The 17,466-nt window shown below is 39.1% G+C and carries 13 protein-coding genes; 4 read left to right on the top strand and 9 right to left on the bottom strand.

The window, feature by feature from the left end; translation table 11 throughout:
• Positions 1-123 precede the first annotated feature (123 nt).
• On the top strand, positions 124-1,677 hold the full coding sequence (locus tag AC570I_RS06600; RefSeq protein ID WP_047800069.1) for a trypsin-like peptidase domain-containing protein: 1,554 nt from the start codon (positions 124-126) through the stop codon (positions 1,675-1,677).
• A gap of 294 nt (positions 1,678-1,971) precedes the next feature.
• On the opposite strand, the gene AC570I_RS06595 is transcribed toward AC570I_RS06600, so the two are convergent.
• The 8 genes from AC570I_RS06595 to AC570I_RS06560 form a co-directional block, all read right to left on the bottom strand.
• The gene (locus tag AC570I_RS06595) at positions 1,972-2,355 is read right to left on the bottom strand and encodes a hypothetical protein (protein WP_316798822.1); all 384 of its coding nucleotides are present in this window, start codon (positions 2,353-2,355) and stop codon (positions 1,972-1,974) included.
• A gap of 1 nt (position 2,356) precedes the next feature.
• On the bottom strand, positions 2,357-3,583 hold the full coding sequence (locus AC570I_RS06590; RefSeq protein ID WP_497404848.1) for an ABC transporter permease: 1,227 nt from the start codon (positions 3,581-3,583) through the stop codon (positions 2,357-2,359).
• A gap of 74 nt (positions 3,584-3,657) precedes the next feature.
• Positions 3,658-4,296, bottom strand: coding sequence for an MBL fold metallo-hydrolase (locus AC570I_RS06585; protein WP_497404847.1), 639 nt, complete (start codon positions 4,294-4,296; stop codon positions 3,658-3,660).
• Between the two features lie 6 nt (positions 4,297-4,302).
• On the bottom strand, positions 4,303-4,890 hold the full coding sequence (gldD, locus tag AC570I_RS06580; protein WP_497404846.1) for a gliding motility lipoprotein GldD: 588 nt from the start codon (positions 4,888-4,890) through the stop codon (positions 4,303-4,305).
• A gap of 56 nt (positions 4,891-4,946) precedes the next feature.
• Positions 4,947-5,690: a shikimate dehydrogenase family protein gene (locus AC570I_RS06575; RefSeq protein WP_497404845.1), complete on the bottom strand. Its 744-nt coding sequence runs from the start codon at positions 5,688-5,690 to the stop codon at positions 4,947-4,949.
• Positions 5,691-5,769: 79 nt separating this feature from the next.
• Positions 5,770-6,537: a phosphosulfolactate synthase gene (locus tag AC570I_RS06570; protein ID WP_497404844.1), complete on the bottom strand. Its 768-nt coding sequence runs from the start codon at positions 6,535-6,537 to the stop codon at positions 5,770-5,772.
• Positions 6,538-6,597: 60 nt separating this feature from the next.
• The gene (locus tag AC570I_RS06565) at positions 6,598-8,001 is read right to left on the bottom strand and encodes a tetratricopeptide repeat protein (protein WP_497404843.1); all 1,404 of its coding nucleotides are present in this window, start codon (positions 7,999-8,001) and stop codon (positions 6,598-6,600) included.
• A 363-nt stretch (positions 8,002-8,364) separates the two neighbouring features.
• On the bottom strand, positions 8,365-8,979 hold the full coding sequence (locus AC570I_RS06560; protein ID WP_497404842.1) for a hypothetical protein: 615 nt from the start codon (positions 8,977-8,979) through the stop codon (positions 8,365-8,367).
• A 265-nt stretch (positions 8,980-9,244) separates the two neighbouring features.
• Between AC570I_RS06560 and AC570I_RS06555 the strand changes: the two genes are divergently transcribed.
• The 3 genes from AC570I_RS06555 to AC570I_RS06545 are packed head-to-tail and all read left to right on the top strand — an operon-like array spanning position 9,245 to position 14,774.
• Entirely contained in the window at positions 9,245-12,355 is a 3,111-nt protein-coding gene (locus AC570I_RS06555; RefSeq protein ID WP_497404841.1) for a SusC/RagA family TonB-linked outer membrane protein, read from the top strand.
• A gap of 11 nt (positions 12,356-12,366) precedes the next feature.
• Entirely contained in the window at positions 12,367-13,866 is a 1,500-nt protein-coding gene (locus AC570I_RS06550; protein ID WP_497404840.1) for a SusD/RagB family nutrient-binding outer membrane lipoprotein, read from the top strand.
• A 14-nt stretch (positions 13,867-13,880) separates the two neighbouring features.
• A complete protein-coding gene (locus AC570I_RS06545) occupies positions 13,881-14,774 on the top strand; it encodes a DUF1735 domain-containing protein (RefSeq protein WP_497404839.1) in 894 nt (297 codons plus the stop codon).
• A gap of 69 nt (positions 14,775-14,843) precedes the next feature.
• Here AC570I_RS06545 and AC570I_RS06540 read toward each other — a convergent pair whose 3' ends face one another.
• Positions 14,844-17,354: a M1 family aminopeptidase gene (locus AC570I_RS06540; RefSeq protein ID WP_497404838.1), complete on the bottom strand. Its 2,511-nt coding sequence runs from the start codon at positions 17,352-17,354 to the stop codon at positions 14,844-14,846.
• Positions 17,355-17,466 lie beyond the last annotated feature (112 nt).

The raw sequence follows: 17,466 nt of genomic DNA, 5'->3' as shown, positions 1-17,466 counted from the left end.
CAAATTAGTTTATAACAGATCAGGTTTTTAAATTAACATTATCAAACAAGTGAAGTTACTAGAGTCTAACCAATCAATAGGTTTTAATGGCTTCATGACTATTAAAAAACAATATACAAACACATGAAAAAAATATTAGGAGTTACCGTATTAGCTGCCTTTATAGGTGGGGTAGCAGCGGTTGGGGGTTATAAGCTATTTGAGCGCAACCAAACAGGCAGTACAATTTCTGAAAAGCAGAATTTGTACTTTGCCAATAACCCGTTAAAGGTTTCATCTGCGGGTACTGCAGATTTTACGCAGGCAGCAGCTGCGGTTGCGCCGGGCGTAGTGCACATCAAAACTACTTATGAAGCAAAAAGTGGTGGTAATGAACGCAGTTCATCTCCTTTTGATATGTTCGATGATTTCTTCGGAGGCGGTGGCCGTCAGGCACAACGTCAGCCAAGGGCGGCATCCGGATCGGGTGTCATTATCAGCCAGGATGGATATATCGTAACGAATAATCACGTAGTAGAAAATGCTTCGAAAGTGGAAGTAGTGTTAACCGACAGAAGAAAAGTAGAAGCCAAGGTAATTGGTCGTGACCCTAATACAGATTTAGCCTTGATCAAAGTAAACGCTACAGGATTGCCGGTAGTAAAAATGGGTAACTCTGATAATGTTCAGGTTGGTGAATGGGTACTGGCAGTAGGTTTCCCGTTAGATTTAAATACAACTGTTACTGCGGGTATTGTAAGCGCGAAAAACCGGAGCATAGGTATTATTGGTCAGGAACAACGTGGGAATGAGATGACTGAGCAGGAATACCGTGAATATCAGCGTACAGGTAAAAGACCACAGGCACCGGCGAACACCAGTATCGAATCTTTTATCCAGACAGATGCTGCCATTAATCCTGGAAACAGTGGTGGCGCATTGGTAAACGCAAGTGGCGAACTGGTAGGTATCAATTCAGCTATCGCGTCTCAAAGTGGTTATAACCAGGGTTATGGTTTTGCTATACCGGTTAACCTTGCCCGTAAAATTGTTGATGATTTTATGAAATATGGCTCTGTTAAACGTGGTTATATTGGTGTTAACTTCTTCCCGCTTAGTGCAGAGGAAAAACCAGATAATATCAAGACAAACGAGGTGAGCGGCTTATACGTGAGTGATGTAGTTGCTGGTGGCGGTGCTGCTGCAGCTGGTATTAAACCAGGCGATATCATTAAAAAAGTAGAGGGAGTAGTCATTAACGACTCACCTGATTTACAGGAGAAAATTGGCCGCCTAAATCCAGGTGATAAAGTGAAATTAAGCGTATTGAGAGATGGTTCATTAAAAGACATTACCGTAACCTTAAAAGGTGAATCAAGTGTTGGTTTAACCGCAACTAATACTGCTGCGAAAAGTGTTGAGGTTTCTAAGTTGGGCGCAACGTTTGCTCCTGCTACGCAAGCCCAGAAATCTAAGTATGGAATTAATAGTGGGGTTGTAGTGACTTCAGTTGTTACTGGTAAAGCTTTCGATAACATTGGTGTAGAAAAGGGATTAATTATTACGAAAGTTAACGGACAGCCGGTAAGCTCTGTTGCAGATGTGCAGAAGGCATTGCCAATGGGCAGAAACAATATGATCAATATTTCTGGTATTGGTGAGCAAGGAACTTACAATTTCAGCTTCCCTGCACAGTAGATTTCTTTAGTACAATACTGAGCTCCTTGATGTTATGTCAAGGAGCTTTTTTATTTATACCCGTTTTCTGTAACGGGCTTAGATTGACAGGGGCTTGGCAGGGGCTTAATAGGGGGTTAACAGGGGGTTAGTAGGGGCAAATGCCTGTTAACCCCCTCTCGATTCCCTGTTGAGCCCCTGTAAATAAACTATCAGTATTGGGCTGGAATGGAACAAAAATGCTGCGGTTGCAAAACGAAAAAGGCGGCAATCTGTAATCCAGATGCCGCCTTTTATATATTGGAAATTTCTATCTTATTGAGAACAGGATCCGTCGGGGATTTCTTTACTGATTTTTACCACTTTGGTTACAACCAGTGTAGAATCAAAGTCCTGGGAAACGGTAGCGGTATCAGATTTTGTAAAATAGCCTTCTAATTCAACGTAAACTGGTTCATAAGGTTTTTCGAAGCCAAGGTTGTTGTATTGCAGTTCAAGGTTTTTAACACTATCGGTAACCCAGTATTCACGTCCGTCCTCACAAAGTGTAAAGGATTTCATTTCCGGGCCAAAGGTATACAAGCCCTTAACCATTTTTACATTCGTTTTATCACCCTCGGCTTTATTATCCCTATTACAAGCTGTAACGGCTACGCCAAGGAGCACAACGAATACTATTGCTTGCTTAAAAAACTTCATGCTATATAGTTTGATTTATCTGATCGATCTTCTTTACACTTAAATTAGATGACAAAGCAGATGCCAAAAATGAGAAAATACCAACTGTTATGAAAACTAATACAAAATCTTTCCATTTCAATCCTATCGGATAGGAATTCAGCATTGAACCCTCTCCCATTTTTATGATGCCGAAGGTATGTTGGACGTAATAAAATATTACACCAATGATTAAACCCAGCACGCAGCCCGACATCGTAATCATCATGCCTTCAATCAGGAAAATACGTTTAATTAATTTTCTTCCTGCGCCCAGGCTACTGAGGATGGCAATGTCCTTTACTTTATCAATTACCAGCATCGTTAATGAGCCCACAACGTTAAAAATGGCAATGATCAGAATAAAGGTAAGGATGATATAAACCATGCTTTTTTCCGAATTGAAAATATGATGCAGAGAACTATTTTGTTCAGCCCGGTTTTTCACTGAAAAAGTATCACCAAGTTTACTGGCAATTTCACTTTTGAAATCATCAACGTCTACTCCCTGATTAAGATTGATTTCGAGTGATGAAACATTTACAGGCTCATCAAGTAATTCACGGGCAAATTCGAGCGGCACAATGATGCCATTGTCAAACTCTTCCTGCACTTCGAAAACACCGCTAACAGGTATGCTCTTTAAATTGAAATCTTCAGTCGGATTGATAGAATTCACAGCAATCGTTTTCTTTGGGGAGTATAATTCCAGTTCGGTGAAGGGGTCGAAAGTATTAATCGCCAGATAACTTTGCAGGCCATTACCGATCACTGCGTGATTGCCGCTCTTGCTTTTTAATACAAACTTTCCTTCTCTAATCGTACTGTCTAGTTTTGGATTTTTTAAATAAGCATCACTTACGCCTTTCACCATACCTACGGCCTGCTTGTTATTGTATTTTAACAGGGCATTTTCCTGCAGTACTTCAGCGAAAGCGTAAACAGCTTTGTTTTTTCTGAGGGAATTGAAATAAGTAGTGTTGGGGTCAAAGGTTTTGCCTTTTGCAGGCGTAATCTGGATTTGTGAGGTAACGGTATCAAACATTCCCAAAACCACCGTTTCCAGTCCGTTAAAAACCGAAAGTATAATAATTAGTGCGGCGCTTCCAACCATAACGCCAACCATTGATATGCCTGATATCAGATTGATGGCATTTGTAGACTTCTTTGCGAACAAATACCTTTTGGCAATATAGAACGACGCATTCACGCTGGTAAAGATAGTTAAAATGTAAGATGTATCATGTAAGATGGAAAATGCAACCTGCCCTAACTCACTTTTCGCTAAAAGAAAGGATTGTGTTTTTTTTCAAACTCAATAGTTGTTGCCGGACCGTGGCCAGGGTAAACTTTGGTTTCTTCTGGTAATACAAAAAGTTTGGTTGAAATGTTTTCGATAAGTTGCTGATGGTTCCCGCCGGGAAGGTCGGTTCGGCCAATGCTGCCATAAAATAATACATCGCCCCCCATCAGGATATGATCTTCTTTGTTATAAAAACACAGGTGAGCAGGAGAATGTCCCGGTGCGAAAATCAAATCCAGCGTACTATTGCCGAATGATACTGTACCTGATTGAGGAAGAAAAACATCTGGTAAAGGTGAAAGCTCATAGCGGGTAAATCCCATTGAGGGTGCATAACCCGGGATTGCACTGATAATTGGTAATTCTCCCTCGTTAAACTGAGGCTTTAGTCCGTAAGTATCAAAAATAAACTTATTGCCAAACACGTGGTCCAGGTGGCAGTGTGTATTTAGAAGCAATACCGGTGTTAATTCATTTGATTTTATAAACGAAGCAATTTCGTTCTGCTCCGAGGCATCATACATCCCGGGGTCGATGATTACACATTCCCTGGTTTCATCGAAAAGCAGGTATGTGTTTTCACTGTACGCGTTAAATGTGAATGTTTTTACGGTAATCATAGTTCTTTAGTTTTTCCACCTAAATGTTGAAATAAGTGTATCGATATCAGTTTTTATAAATTTTATCACGGGTGCTATGGAATCATACTGCGGGCGTTCATTAAAATAAAGTGCACCCCTGAAATAATGTTTCACACTATCGGTTAAGAAAAACTGTACGGATGATGCAGTATTTCCTTCTATCGCGTAATACACTCCATAAACCCTTTTCTCTGGATAATTAATCAGTTTCTGATCGATTGCACTTGCTTTAATGGTATGCTTGAAAGCTAGTTTCCTTGCATCTTCCACCATTTCATTGAAGGCTTCTTTCCCGGAAACATCATAATAGGTTAAATGTAGATAACCATTAAACTGCTTAAAGTGTAAATTATACCAGTTATTTTGTGCGTCGCGGCTTTTATCTTGTTCAACTGAAGCGTAAGCAGGGTAAGAAAATGAGAAGGGCACAGGTGCCTTTAGTGCCTGATATGATTTTTCCGGAAATTCAATTCTGTAATAAGCCTTTGGTTTTGGACTATAATCATTATTCCGACAGGCCGAAAAACCCAGCAGTAGTGCAAACGGTAAAAAGATTATCTGTTTTATTTTCATAGCATTAAATACCTGATTTGATTGACCCGCTTTTCAATGATTGATCACCAGCATCATTATTTATTCCAGATGGCCCAGGCTTTCTCTGCCTGTTGATATAACATTTCTAAACCGTTTTTGATTTGGGCACCCTGTGCAGCGGCCTTTGCCAAAAAGGCTGTTTCTAAAGGATTGTACACCAAATCATAAGCCAGGTAGCTCGAATCGATTAAGCTGTAATCTATTTCAGGATAAGTATCAATATTTGGCGACATGCCCAAAGGCGTGGTATTAATTAGCAGCTTATGCGAGGCTAAAATTTCGGGCGTAATCTCTTTATACAATATCGCACCTGGAGTGGCTTTTCGCACCACAATCTGGTAGGTGATATTCAATTTTTTCAGTACATACTTTACCGCTTTGGCTGCTCCGCCATCTCCAAACACCAACGCCTTTTGATGGTGGTCTGCCAGCAATGGTTTAAGCGACTCTTCAAAGCCAAAAGCATCGGTATTGTATCCTTTTAAATAGTTTTCTCCGTCGAATGATTTAATGGAAATGCAATTTACGGCTCCTATCTGATCTGCTGCCTCATCAACCTCATTCAAATAACAAAGCACATTTACCTTATGTGGAATGGTCACGTTCAATCCACACAATGTTGAATTTGCATTTAGTAAATCAGGTAGAGATTTAATATCTTCAATAGGGAAAAGTTCGTAATGATGATCACCAATCCCTTCATTAAGAAATTTTTCTGTGAAGTATTTTTTGGAGAAAGAATGTGATAAAGGATATCCGATTAGTCCGTATGTTTTCATATTCTTATCATATTAAACAAGGCAAAACTAATCTGTCTGATAAGAAAGATTAATTTTGCCTTGCCAAAAGAATTTGTAATTATTTAGTTTTATTAAGGAAATAATCAAAGGTATCTCCTCTAAGTCCTAAGCGAATGGTTTCCAGTGGAATTACTTCAGCTGGCGCAATATTTCCTAAGTTTACATTGGTTCCAATTAATTTGATAAACCAAACCTGTTGTTCTTTTTGTGGTGCTTCCCAGATAATGGTTTCCTCAGGAATTTGAGTCAATATCTCATCAACCAAACCTTCGCGTACCTCACCGCTTCCACGGTATATACCCACATTTCCGCCTTCACGCGCTTCGGCAATTACTTTCCAGGAACCTGCTTCAATTTCTGCCTGCATTAATTTTATCCACTTATAAGGGGCAAATATTTTTGCTGCGTCTTTGCTTCCTACTTCAGAAATAACCGTAACCTGTTTTGATAGTTCGCTTATGAAACCGCATTTTTTATCATGTTCAATTTCAATAGAACCATCAGAAACTTCGGCATATTCCATTCCATATTGGTCTAAAATACGTTGATAATCTGTGAATTGATCACGGATGATAAATGCTTCAAACAAAGTTCCACCAAAGTAGGTAGGAATGCCCGCACTTTTATATAAAGCTAATTTTTCTTTAAGATTCGGGGTAACATGCGATGTTGCCCAACCTAATTTTACGATATCGGTATGTACGCCAGCTACTTCAATAAAATCTTCCACCTGGCGTAGGCTTAATCCCTTATCCATAACCATTGTTAAGCCTTTCTGGCGCGGTTTTGATGGACGTTCAGGAACGTTTAATAATGGGTAATTCATATGTGTACAAAAGTGAAAAAAAATTTCAGATTTATTAGTTAAATTTTTCTCACAAGACTGTTACCGAATATATCGGTTTATAACGCTGATAATGGCGCTGTTATCCTGTAGTTGAGGCAGGTATTCAAATAAAATATAATGTTTCTCAGGATCTGTTGTTAGTGCGGTTTCCAGATAACCCAATGCATCGGCATAGCTTCCCAATGCAAACAGATAGGCTACCATGCGGTAGTAGAGTTCGGCAGCTTCAGGATTATTTTTGATCGCTTCGGCCATCGTTTCTGAAGCCTCTAATAATTTTCCCTGCTCGTAAAGTACGGTGCTGAAATCCAGCCAGGCTTCAACATCCAGCGGATTATATTCGAGAACCTTCTCATATGCCGCTATAGATTCTTCAATCTGGCCCAGCTTGTAGTAGGCATCAGCCATTGCAAACCAGAAATCAGCATTCTCTGCTTCTAAATCAATTGCTTTTTTATAAAAATGTAAGGATTCGAAATAACGCTCCTCATGGTTTAGGGTAACCCCTATTCCAAACCAGGCATCAGCCATCTTCGGATCCATTTTTACTGACTTTTTATAGTATGAACGGGCCTCGTCCATTTTTTCCAGTTTCTCGCAGCATTCGCCTATGGCACAGTAGGTATCGGCATTTGGTTGCTCATATTCAAATGTTTGTTTATAAACTTCAATAGCCTCGTCATATTTATCTAACTGCACCAACGCATTGCCTTTATTGAAATAAGCCGAACTGAAATCCTCCTTAATCAGAATAGCATAATCATAAGCATCAATGGCTTTCTCAAAAAGATTTAATTTGTGAAAGCTGTTACCCAGGTTATACCAGGCAGCATAAGAATAAGGATCGGTGTCGATATACTGCTGATAGAATTTAATGCTTTCTTCCTGTTTATCCAGCACATCATAACAGAATGCCAATTCATATAAGCCATCCTGGTTTTCCATGTTTTGCTCCAGGCTCTGTTTAATATAGTTGATGGCATTCTCATAATCGCCCATGCTTTGATATACATAAGCCATCTGCAAAAGAATTTCATCAGTGCTTTCAGCCAGGCCAAGGGCCTTTTCGTAATTCTCCAGTGCCTCACTAAAGCGTTCGGTATTCTGGTAAATATTTCCCCTTAACAAATAGATGTCGGGCTCTGATGATTCCAGTAACTCTGCTTTTTGCAGGGAAATAAATGCCTGTTCGTGATTGTTGGTGAGAATATATAAGTGTGCTTGTTTAATTAAAAACACTGTTGCATATGGGTGCTGATTGATTGCAAAATCAACCACCTGTAATGCCTTAACAGGATCATTTTTCTCGATGTAAAAATCTACGATGTATTCGAATGCACCAGCATCAAAAAAATACTGATCCTGATTACGAAGCATTTCTTCATAACGTTCTACAGAACGTTGTGCGTCTTCGTTGGATTCAAAAAAGAATTCTTCTTCCATATCTATAACCTATTAAAGAGCCGTGCCAGTATCAGATAAACACATTATAAGTTTAATAATTTAAATTGTTGATTTTACAAATAATTATTAACATCAATTGTTAAAAACAATGTAAATGACTGAAAATAAAGCTTATTGGGTGTGATTATCGTGTTTAGATAATCTGTTGTTTTTTCAACATCGCGGTTCCTTCCTCCCTACTTTTACAAAAATAAGATAAATATATTGGAGTATGGTAATGAGTGGGTCATGAAAAAAAGGACATCGAAAGAGCTACCTGAAGATCTAAGGCCTTCTGTTTTGATTAATTTCGTTAAAATGAAAACTTTGGGTTTGAAATAGAAAGTTAATGCCTACGGCATTTTATTTAAGGGAATTGTAGTATTTCGTTATTGAAATAAAGTCTCCTTGAGTTTTTAGATCCAACTGCTCCTGAGTGATAAAAAATTTAAGCTCATTTTTCTTATCTGGAAAGGCTTCAAGAATTCCTTTTTTCGAAGGGTTAACTTTGTTGAAGTTCTTGCCTGAGCTGATGAAATACATGTTTTGCTGAACAATTCTATTGATCTTCTTTTTGGTGTAGAAGTCTTCTGTCAGCTCTTGCTTTGCAGTTGCCGCTCTGTATAGTGATGTGTTGTCTTTAAAAAGTAATTCGAAATAACCTTTCGAAGGGTCATTTTCTCTTTTAGAAAAAATATGTTTCATTCCGGCGGTATCTGTAATACTGAATGAAAATACCGAGTCTTGTATCGCATATGTAACATCCTTAGCATCGGTGTATTCCAGCTGTTGTGCAAGAAGGTTGTATCTGAGCTTATCTACTTTCAGGTCCCGATTGCTGTTTGTTTTTAGCATACTTTCTGAGTATTTATCGTTAAAGTACGGCGATCCTTCTGCCGACACGTTTGCGATAGATGTTCTGAGTGGTTTCGCACTTGGGCCAACCGTTACGTTCTGCGCGCGGGCTAAAGAAAACATTGAAAATATTGTTAACAGGCAAGCAATTTTTTTCACGACCAGGGTTTTGAATAAAATGATAAAAGTACCTTGATGAAGGGTTGAAAAATAAAGGCTACTTTTTGTTTTTATTCTGGTAAATGTAATCAAAATATCTCTTTGCTAAAACATTTTAGTGATTCTTTAAATCTATTTTACTGATTTTTAAAATAAAGTATTTTTTTCTTTGATTAATAGGTAAAAAAACAAGTAATTCGCGTTATTATTAACTAAAATAAACTAAGAAATGAAAAAACTTGTACTAAGTCTGTTCATGTTTTTATTTTATGGGATTCTCAATGTGAGTGCCCAGAGTAAAAATATTACGGGAAGAGTGGTTGACTCCAGTGATGGATTGCCACTACCGGGCGTGAACGTGAAAATTAAAGACACCAAAAAAGGCACACTAACTGGGTCAGATGGAAAATTCACCATCACTGTCAATTCAAATGAGGTGTTACAATTCAGCTATCTCGGCTATTTGGCTCAGGAAGTTACGTTCAGCGATCAATCTACGTTGATCATCAAGCTGGCCTCGGATTCAAAGAGTTTGGGTGAGGTTACTATTGCAACAGCCCTTGGTATTAAACGTAAACCAAAAGAAATTGGTTATGCCACACAACAAGTAACTGGGAAAGCTCTTACCTCAAGCAGACCAACCAATCTTGCCACCGGATTATCAGGAAAGGTTGCCGGCTTGCAAATCAATCAGGCAAATAACCAGATAGATGCTGGCGACCAGGTGAGGGTGGTGCTAAGAGGTAACCGATCTTTTACGGGTAACAACCAGGCTTTACTGGTACTTGATGGGGTCATCGTTCCGTTGAGTCAGCTTAACTCCATCAATCCGAATGATATCGATAATGTGAATATTCTGAAAGGCGCTAACGCAGCTGCACTATACGGTTCAGATGCTTCTAATGGTGTTATCATCGTAAGTACCAAGAGGGGATCTGCTGACGGAGGAACGGTAACTTATACTAATTCCACTTTACTAAATCGTTTATCCTATTTTCCAAAGCTGCAAACGGAATTCGGAGGTGGTACCGACCAGGACGCATACGGATTTGGCTTATATACCCCATTCGAGAATCAAACTTTTGGCGATCGTTTTGATGGTAGCCTAAGGCCTTTAGGGCGGGTTTTGCCGGATGGAACTTACCAGATGGTTCCATATAGCTATAAGGAGGGTGAAAAGGAAAACTTTTTTGAAACCGGTATTGATGAGCAGAATGATCTTACATACTCAGGTGGTAATGAAAATGGTACAACCTATATTAACATGCAACGTGTAAATAGTAAAGGCTATGTACCGGGTGATAAATCCAATAGAACCGCGTTTCGTATTAATGGAACTCGTAAGATTAATAAGTTTCTGGCCGACTATTCATTTAATTATACGCAGAGAAATTATGATAAGAGTACTAATCAGGTTTATAACAATGTGATTAATACCCCAGGAAATGTTCCGCTTAGCGAGTACAGTGACCTGAACTCTTTATACGGCAATCCAAATAATTATTACAACGACTATTATTCCAGCCCATATTTTGGTCTTCAGCAGTATCGCAACAATGAAAGACGGGATGATTTGTTAGGTAATCTATCAATCACTTATAAGCCGGTAGACTGGATCAGCTTAATGGCAAGAGGTGGTTTAAGCACCAAAAATACGCAGGGTAAAAATAAAAATTACGCATATACATATTCTGACTTTGCACATGATTCAGGAAAGGCTGCAGCCGCCACCCAATATATCAAATCATCGGTAGGTGATTACAATGAATTCGAAAGCAGATATACAGGCGATTTTTTAGCAACGGCTACTAAAACGTTTAATCGATTTAAGTTTACATTAATCGGGGGTGCTCAGATCATTCAGAAAAACTATAAATATATGTCTCAATCAGGCTCTAATCTGGTTGTAGATAATGTATTTAATATCAATAATCGTACTGGAGAGATTGTTGGCTCGGAAACAGAACGAAACTCGCGGCAGTTAGGTGTATTTGGTGATTTAACAGCCACGTACAATGACTACTTTACCATTCACATTTCAGGAAGAAATGATTGGGATTCTAGGTTGGCAGTTAGTAACAGATCATTTTTTTATCCAGCAATAGATGCTGCAATTACACTTTCAGATGCTATTCCAGCTTTAAAGGAAAGTAAAGTTATTAGCAATTTAAAATTGCGTGGAGGTATCTCGAAAGTATACGCAGTTCAAATTGATCCTTATCGATTGATTTCAACCATTAGTCCGGCAGGGAATTTTCCATATGGTAGTACAGCCGGTTATTCGATAGATAATTCGGTATATGATCCCAACTTAAAGCCCGAAAATACAATTTCCAAAGAGATTGGGGTAGATATAGGTTTCTTAAATAACCGCATAACGCTCGAAACCTCAGCATATTTGCAAAAGACCAAAGATCAGGAAATTATCAATGGTATTGATTTATCTGGCACAACCGGATATACGAGTGCGGTAATTAACACCGGAGTTGGTGAAAACAAAGGTATCGAATTCAGTCTGAATGCCGCTCCGGTAATCGGTTTGGCGAATGGTTTTAGATGGAACGTTGGTATTAATTACTCATATAATACCAATAAAGTACTGGAACTTTACCAAGGACAAAATCAATTAAGCATTGGAGATAATAATTATATTGTTGTAGGACAGAGTTTCCCTTCTTTGCAGGTCAGTTCTTATCAAACGGATCCTCAGGGACGAATAATAGTAGATCCGAATACCGGATTGCCGTTAACAAATCCGGTAAACAAAGATTTTGGTCAAACGAATCCTACCGATGTACTGGGAATCAACACCAGCATCACCTTTAAAAACTTCACATTGTCTGGCGTTGCGGAGTATAGAAGTGGTAATGTCTTTTATAACAGTTTTGCAGGTACGCTTGACTTTGCAGGAATTAGCTATACATCAGGAGAGGCAGGACGTGAGCGTTTTGTTTATCCTAACTCAGTCATCCAAACTTCGCCAGGTGTGTACATACCAAATACTAACACCACTACCATTTCAGGAAATGGCTCTTTCTGGTCTGATGGAATTCGTACAAATACTGCAGCTAACTATGTGATGAGTGCCGCATTCTGGAAAATCAGGGAATTATCACTGGCATATCAGGTACCTACTCAGTGGTTACGAAACAAAGCACCATTCATCAAAAATGCAAGCATCGCTTTGGTAGGGAGAAATCTTTTTATGTTCAGACCTAGCGATAATATTTATACCGATCCGGAAATAAATGTTGGTACAGGAAATGCACAAGGGGTTAACAATCTTAATCAGACTCCACCAACACGTATCTATGGTTTTACCGCAACTATTGGCTTTTAATTAAAATGGATATGAAAAAAATATTTTTATATATACTAACAGCATCAGTGCTAGTGCTTGGTGCTTGCAAAAAAGGGTTTTTAGATATAAATGACAACCCAAACAGTGCAACTGTTGTTAAGCCAGCGTTGGTTTTAACAGGTGCGTTGAACAATACAGCCGCTTATACTACAGGGAATTCAATTTTTTACAGCTTTGCAGCACTATGGATGAACTATTGGATGACACCAGGTGGTGTGTCTGGGTGGTATGAGGAGCGTTCGTATAATTTTACCACAAATTGGAGTGGATCTACTGTACTATGGTCAAATTTATATGACAACCTAAATGATTACGCTTATCTTGAAACTCAAAGTAAAGCGACAGGGCAAAACTTCTTTACCGCTATAGCAAAAACCATGAAAGCCTGGGATTACCAATACCTGGTAGATTTTTATGGTAATGTGCCATATACTCAGGCATCGAAGTCTGTATTATTCTTAACGCCAAAGTACGATAAGGCTCAGGCGATTTATGAAGATCTTGCCAAACAACTGGATACTGCAGCTAATTTATTTAAAAGTGCAACAGTTGCTCCTGCTGATGCCACTGCTGATATTTATGCTAAAGGAAATCTTCAGAAATGGGGTAAGTTCGCTAACACATTAAAGCTAAGAATATTGTTGCGTCAATCTGAAATGCCTGGTAGGGATCAATATATTAAAGATGAGATTGCAAAGATCAATGCAAATGGCTTTGGTTTTATAGGTTCGGGGGAAGGAATTGCCAATAATCCTGGATATTTAAACACAGCCGGTAAGCAGAACCCATTCTGGGCTGTTTATGGGTACGGAGTTGATGGTACCAGAACAGCATCTCATGGTTATATGCTGGCGAGTACTTACGGAATGGACTTCTTAAAAAACAACAATGATCCAAGATTAGGAAAGTTTTATAATACCGTAAATGATGGTGCAGGTAGTACTTACGTTAGCCTTGTTTGGGGGCAGGAAGTTAATTTCGACCAAACAATCGTTACGGTGTCCAGTATCGGTAAAGGAGTCCTGAAATCGTTTAGTCAGGATCAGCCGATTTTAACTGACTTTGAAAGTTTATTTTTGCAGGCAGAAGCTGCTCAGAGAGGTTACATTTCGGGTTCTGCACAGACTCTTTATGAATCAGCTGTTAAGGCGAACTTTGCCTATCTCGGATTAACTCAAGCAGAAGCTACAACGTATCTAACCGATCAGGCGGTTGCAACATGGTCTTCGAATACAGATAAAATTGCTTTAATTATCAAACAAAAATGGGCTGCAATGAATGGTACAAATGATATTGAACCATGGACAGACTACAGACGTTTGGAGCTCCCTGCAGATATGCCAATTTCTATTGCATCGACGGTTACCACCAGAAAAATTCCTGTACGAATGCTCTATCCTCAAAGAGAATACAATACCAATTCAGCAAACGTGGCTGCTGAAGGCAACATTAATCAATTTACTTCCAGAATTTTCTGGGATGTTAAATAAAATATTAGAAAGAGATGAAAACGAAAAATATTTTAGGTGGTTTTTTAGCTGTACTATGCGGATTAACCCTATCGTCGTGTTTAAAAAATAAAAATGAACAGCCTGACTTCTCAGGAACAACACCTGTAGTAGAAATTCCCGTTGGTTCGCCGGTTGGTGATGGTGGTGTAAACTCACTGTCTACTTCGCTTATCCAGCAGGACAGCCCTAGTGATTACATTTTTTATATCAACTATGCTGCCTCTACCACTAAGTCAACAGACATTAAAGTTACATTATCAACCAATGCTGCTACATTAACCAGATATAATGCAAGTCATACTGACCAGCAATTGACTATGGTACCGGCAAATGCATTTACCATGCCAACAACCATCATTATTCCTGCTAACCAACGCAGGGTACAGGTTCCGGTTAAAATTTCGAGCACTTTGCTTGATCCGGCAGTTAGCTATGGCCTTCCGGTAAGCATAACCGATGCATCAGGTGAAGTCATCAGTAAGAACTTTGGAGCGGTAGTAATTAAGGTAGCTGTTAGAAACAGATACGATGGTAAGTATAGCTTCAAAGGTTATGTATTCAGGGAAGGTGATACTGATGGTTTAACAGGGAATTTCAAAGGTTTAACGAAAGATTTAGTAAGTAATGGTGCAAATGCTTTAGATTTTTCTCAGGTTTGGGCTACAGGCGGCGGCGTTGGAGGAATTGACGGATTAACCATTAGTGTTAACCCTAATACAAATAGGGTAACAATGAAAAGCACTTCAAACATTTCATTGACGAATGATCCGGCTTATGATAATCGATATGACCCTGCAACTAAAACTTTTTACCTTTCTTTCAAATGGGGAACAAGCCCGACAAGTAGATACGCCACTGATACATTAACCTATCAATCGGCAAGGTAAATTATAGCGCTGATATAAATCAAAAAGGCCAACGATTAATCGTTGGCCTTTTTGATTTTAAAAACCCTTTTACTCTTTATTCAATTCTGCCGCAGCTTTATTAAATATCTCCACCTGCTTATTTAAGTTGGTTTTTGCTGTACCGCTTGCAGATGATGCTTGCTGTGATTTGCCTTGCGCTGCAGCTGAGTACGCACCTGAAAGTTGCTTGTTCAGGTAGCTTTGAAGTTTTAACCGTTCAATAACATTTCTGATATCCCCAATGCCTTTTTCAGTAACAGCAGGGTTATTGTTAGCACGTAAATACTGGAAATACTGACCGATTACCGCAAAGATTTTATTGCGATCGCCTTTACTCATAATGTCGGTGTAAAACGCCTGATGCTCATCTTTCGGATCTGCAACATATAACGCTGCAATTGAGCTTGAAATATGATCTTTTGTATCCTGATCCAAGGATGCCAAAGTCGCTGAACTTTGCTCTGGCGCCAGCTTCGAAAGACCAGCAATCCCTGCCGCTATCACTTTGTAAGATCTGTCTTTTATACTCTCGTTCATCAGCGTGGTGTACGCTTGATCTCCTGTTTCAGCAAGTTTGGATATTGCAGCTGATCTGACTTCTGTGTCTTTATCAGCTTTGGCCATTTGCAGTAGAACGGGTAAAGCGGCTGCTTTAATCTCCGCATCTTCAAGGTTTAAACCGTCAATGCTCAATGCGCGTAAATCGCCTGAGATATCTTTTAATCCGGCAAGTAAAACCTGCTGACCGCTTTTGGCTTTGCTTTGCATAATGAATTGTAAAGCCTCTATTCTGTTGGCATAGGCAGGTGCGTTTTTATACTGGAAATAATAGTTTTCTGCCGTTTTATTGTCATTGATTTCGCCTACAATAATTTTATCTACATCGAAATCGATTAGTGCTGGCTTGGCCGCTACCTCAAAAGAAAAATCCTGTTCACGCTGATTAATCAGAATCTCTTTTCGGATTTTCTGCCCGTTAGCATAGATGTCGATCTTAACAGGTAAAGTAAAGATTTGAACAGTTGCATCTTGCGTTTGTTTTACTTTTATAGTTGCTTTTCCATTGCTATAGCCGTAGTCTACCGCTAAAATGGGGTGTCCACCGGCATAATACCATTGATTAAAATAAGGACTCCAGTCTCTGCCTGAAATGTCTTCAAAGGCTAATCTTAGCTGATGGGTTTCGCCATTTTTGAATGCATTGGTTGTGAGGTATCTATTAAGGCCTTTATAAAAGGCTGCATCGCCAAGCTGATTTTTTAAGGCATAAAGAATAACAGAACCTTTTGCATAACTCACGTTATCGAACATGTCTTCTTTATCGGCATAATGAAATCTGGCTAAAACAGGACTGTCTCCGTTTTTAGTAGAACTGATATACGACTGCAATTTTTCATATCTCGATTTGTCTTCGGCATCTTTCCCGGCATCATATCCATGCCAGATGATTTCACCAAAAGTTGCAAAAGATTCATTCATGGTAAGGTTGGACCAGGATTCTGCGGTAACGTAATCACCAAACCACTGATGAAAAAGTTCGTGTGCTATCGTTCCTTCTTCATTTCCATCCAACAGTTCACGGTCAGTTTTTTGAACATGTTCTCCATGCAGAGTAGCTGTAGTGTTTTCCATTGCGCCAGAAACGTAGTCCCTTGCAACTACCTGCGCGTACTTATTCCAGGGGTAATCTAAACCTAAGATATCGCTGTAGAATTTCATCATAACCGGAGTTTTACCGAAAATCTGCTTTGCATAAGGCGCGAATCTAGGTTCGAGGTAATAATTTACTTCTTTGCCTTTGTAAGTATCTTTTGTGATTTTGAAATCACCAACAGCCATCATAAACAAATATGGCGAATGTGGTAGGTCCATTTTCCAGGTATCAGTTCTGGTACCGTTGGCATTTGCTTTTTGGGTAATGAGTTTACCGTTTGAAAGAGTGGTATATTTAGACTGGACAGTAATTGAAATTTCCTGAGTTGTTTTTTGGTCAGGCTTGTCAATGGTAGGGAACCAGGCAGAAGAAGATTCTGTTTCCCCCTGTGTCCAGATTTGTGTTGGTTTGTTAAGGTCGGTTCCGTCTGGATTAATAAAATAAAGGCCTTTAGCATCGGTTATTGCCGCGCTGCCCTTTACCTTAAGCTCATCTGGTTTGGCAGTATAGGCAATGTAAATGGTATACTTTTCCGCATTAGTGTACTTCTTATTGAGTACTACAAATAATTTATTATCATGATAGGTATACTTTAAAGGCGTATTTCCTTTTGCGCCAACCAACGCTACAGTCTTGATGTCCATTCCCTGTGCATCGAGAGTTAGTGAATCGGTAGCATAAAAATGAGGCTTTAAGGTTAGCCATTCTTTACCATATAAGTATCGTTTCGCATAATCAAAAGATACATCGAGTTTAGTGTGTATCAAATCATTGACCTTGGTTGCTGTGACGCGGTAAGGCGAAAGACCGGCAGACTTTTCCGGTGATTGTTCTTGTGCAAAAACGGCATTTGAGAGGAGTGCAATAGCCAGGAAAAGGCTAATGCGGAGGGATTTTTTATTCATTTTTTATGATTTTAATGCAGTTACCAGGTCACAACCTTTAACAATTGTGATAAAGTAAAGACTCAAATGTAGGCTGCTTTACTTTAATTTTTCGTTTTTTTGTGTAAATCGT

The sequence above is a fragment of the Pedobacter sp. A2324 genome, assembly GCF_059693705.1.
This window is presented reverse-complemented; position numbering and strand designations above follow the sequence as displayed.

Excerpts from the sequence above, each read along its gene's own strand:
- AC570I_RS06600 (WP_047800069.1), top strand. The coding sequence starts at position 124 with ATGAAAAAAATATTAGGAGTTACCGTATTAGCTGCCTTTATAGGTGGG.
- AC570I_RS06595 (WP_316798822.1), bottom strand. The coding sequence starts at position 2,355 with ATGAAGTTTTTTAAGCAAGCAATAGTATTCGTTGTGCTCCTTGGCGTA.
- AC570I_RS06585 (WP_497404847.1), bottom strand. The coding sequence starts at position 4,296 with ATGATTACCGTAAAAACATTCACATTTAACGCGTACAGTGAAAACACA.
- gldD (WP_497404846.1), bottom strand. The coding sequence starts at position 4,890 with ATGAAAATAAAACAGATAATCTTTTTACCGTTTGCACTACTGCTGGGT.
- AC570I_RS06575 (WP_497404845.1), bottom strand. The coding sequence starts at position 5,690 with ATGAAAACATACGGACTAATCGGATATCCTTTATCACATTCTTTCTCC.
- AC570I_RS06570 (WP_497404844.1), bottom strand. The coding sequence starts at position 6,537 with ATGAATTACCCATTATTAAACGTTCCTGAACGTCCATCAAAACCGCGC.
- AC570I_RS06565 (WP_497404843.1), bottom strand. The coding sequence starts at position 8,001 with ATGGAAGAAGAATTCTTTTTTGAATCCAACGAAGACGCACAACGTTCT.
- AC570I_RS06560 (WP_497404842.1), bottom strand. The coding sequence starts at position 8,979 with ATGTTTTCTTTAGCCCGCGCGCAGAACGTAACGGTTGGCCCAAGTGCG.
- AC570I_RS06555 (WP_497404841.1), top strand. The coding sequence starts at position 9,245 with ATGAAAAAACTTGTACTAAGTCTGTTCATGTTTTTATTTTATGGGATT.
- AC570I_RS06550 (WP_497404840.1), top strand. The coding sequence starts at position 12,367 with ATGAAAAAAATATTTTTATATATACTAACAGCATCAGTGCTAGTGCTT.
- AC570I_RS06545 (WP_497404839.1), top strand. The coding sequence starts at position 13,881 with ATGAAAACGAAAAATATTTTAGGTGGTTTTTTAGCTGTACTATGCGGA.
- AC570I_RS06540 (WP_497404838.1), bottom strand. The coding sequence starts at position 17,354 with ATGAATAAAAAATCCCTCCGCATTAGCCTTTTCCTGGCTATTGCACTC.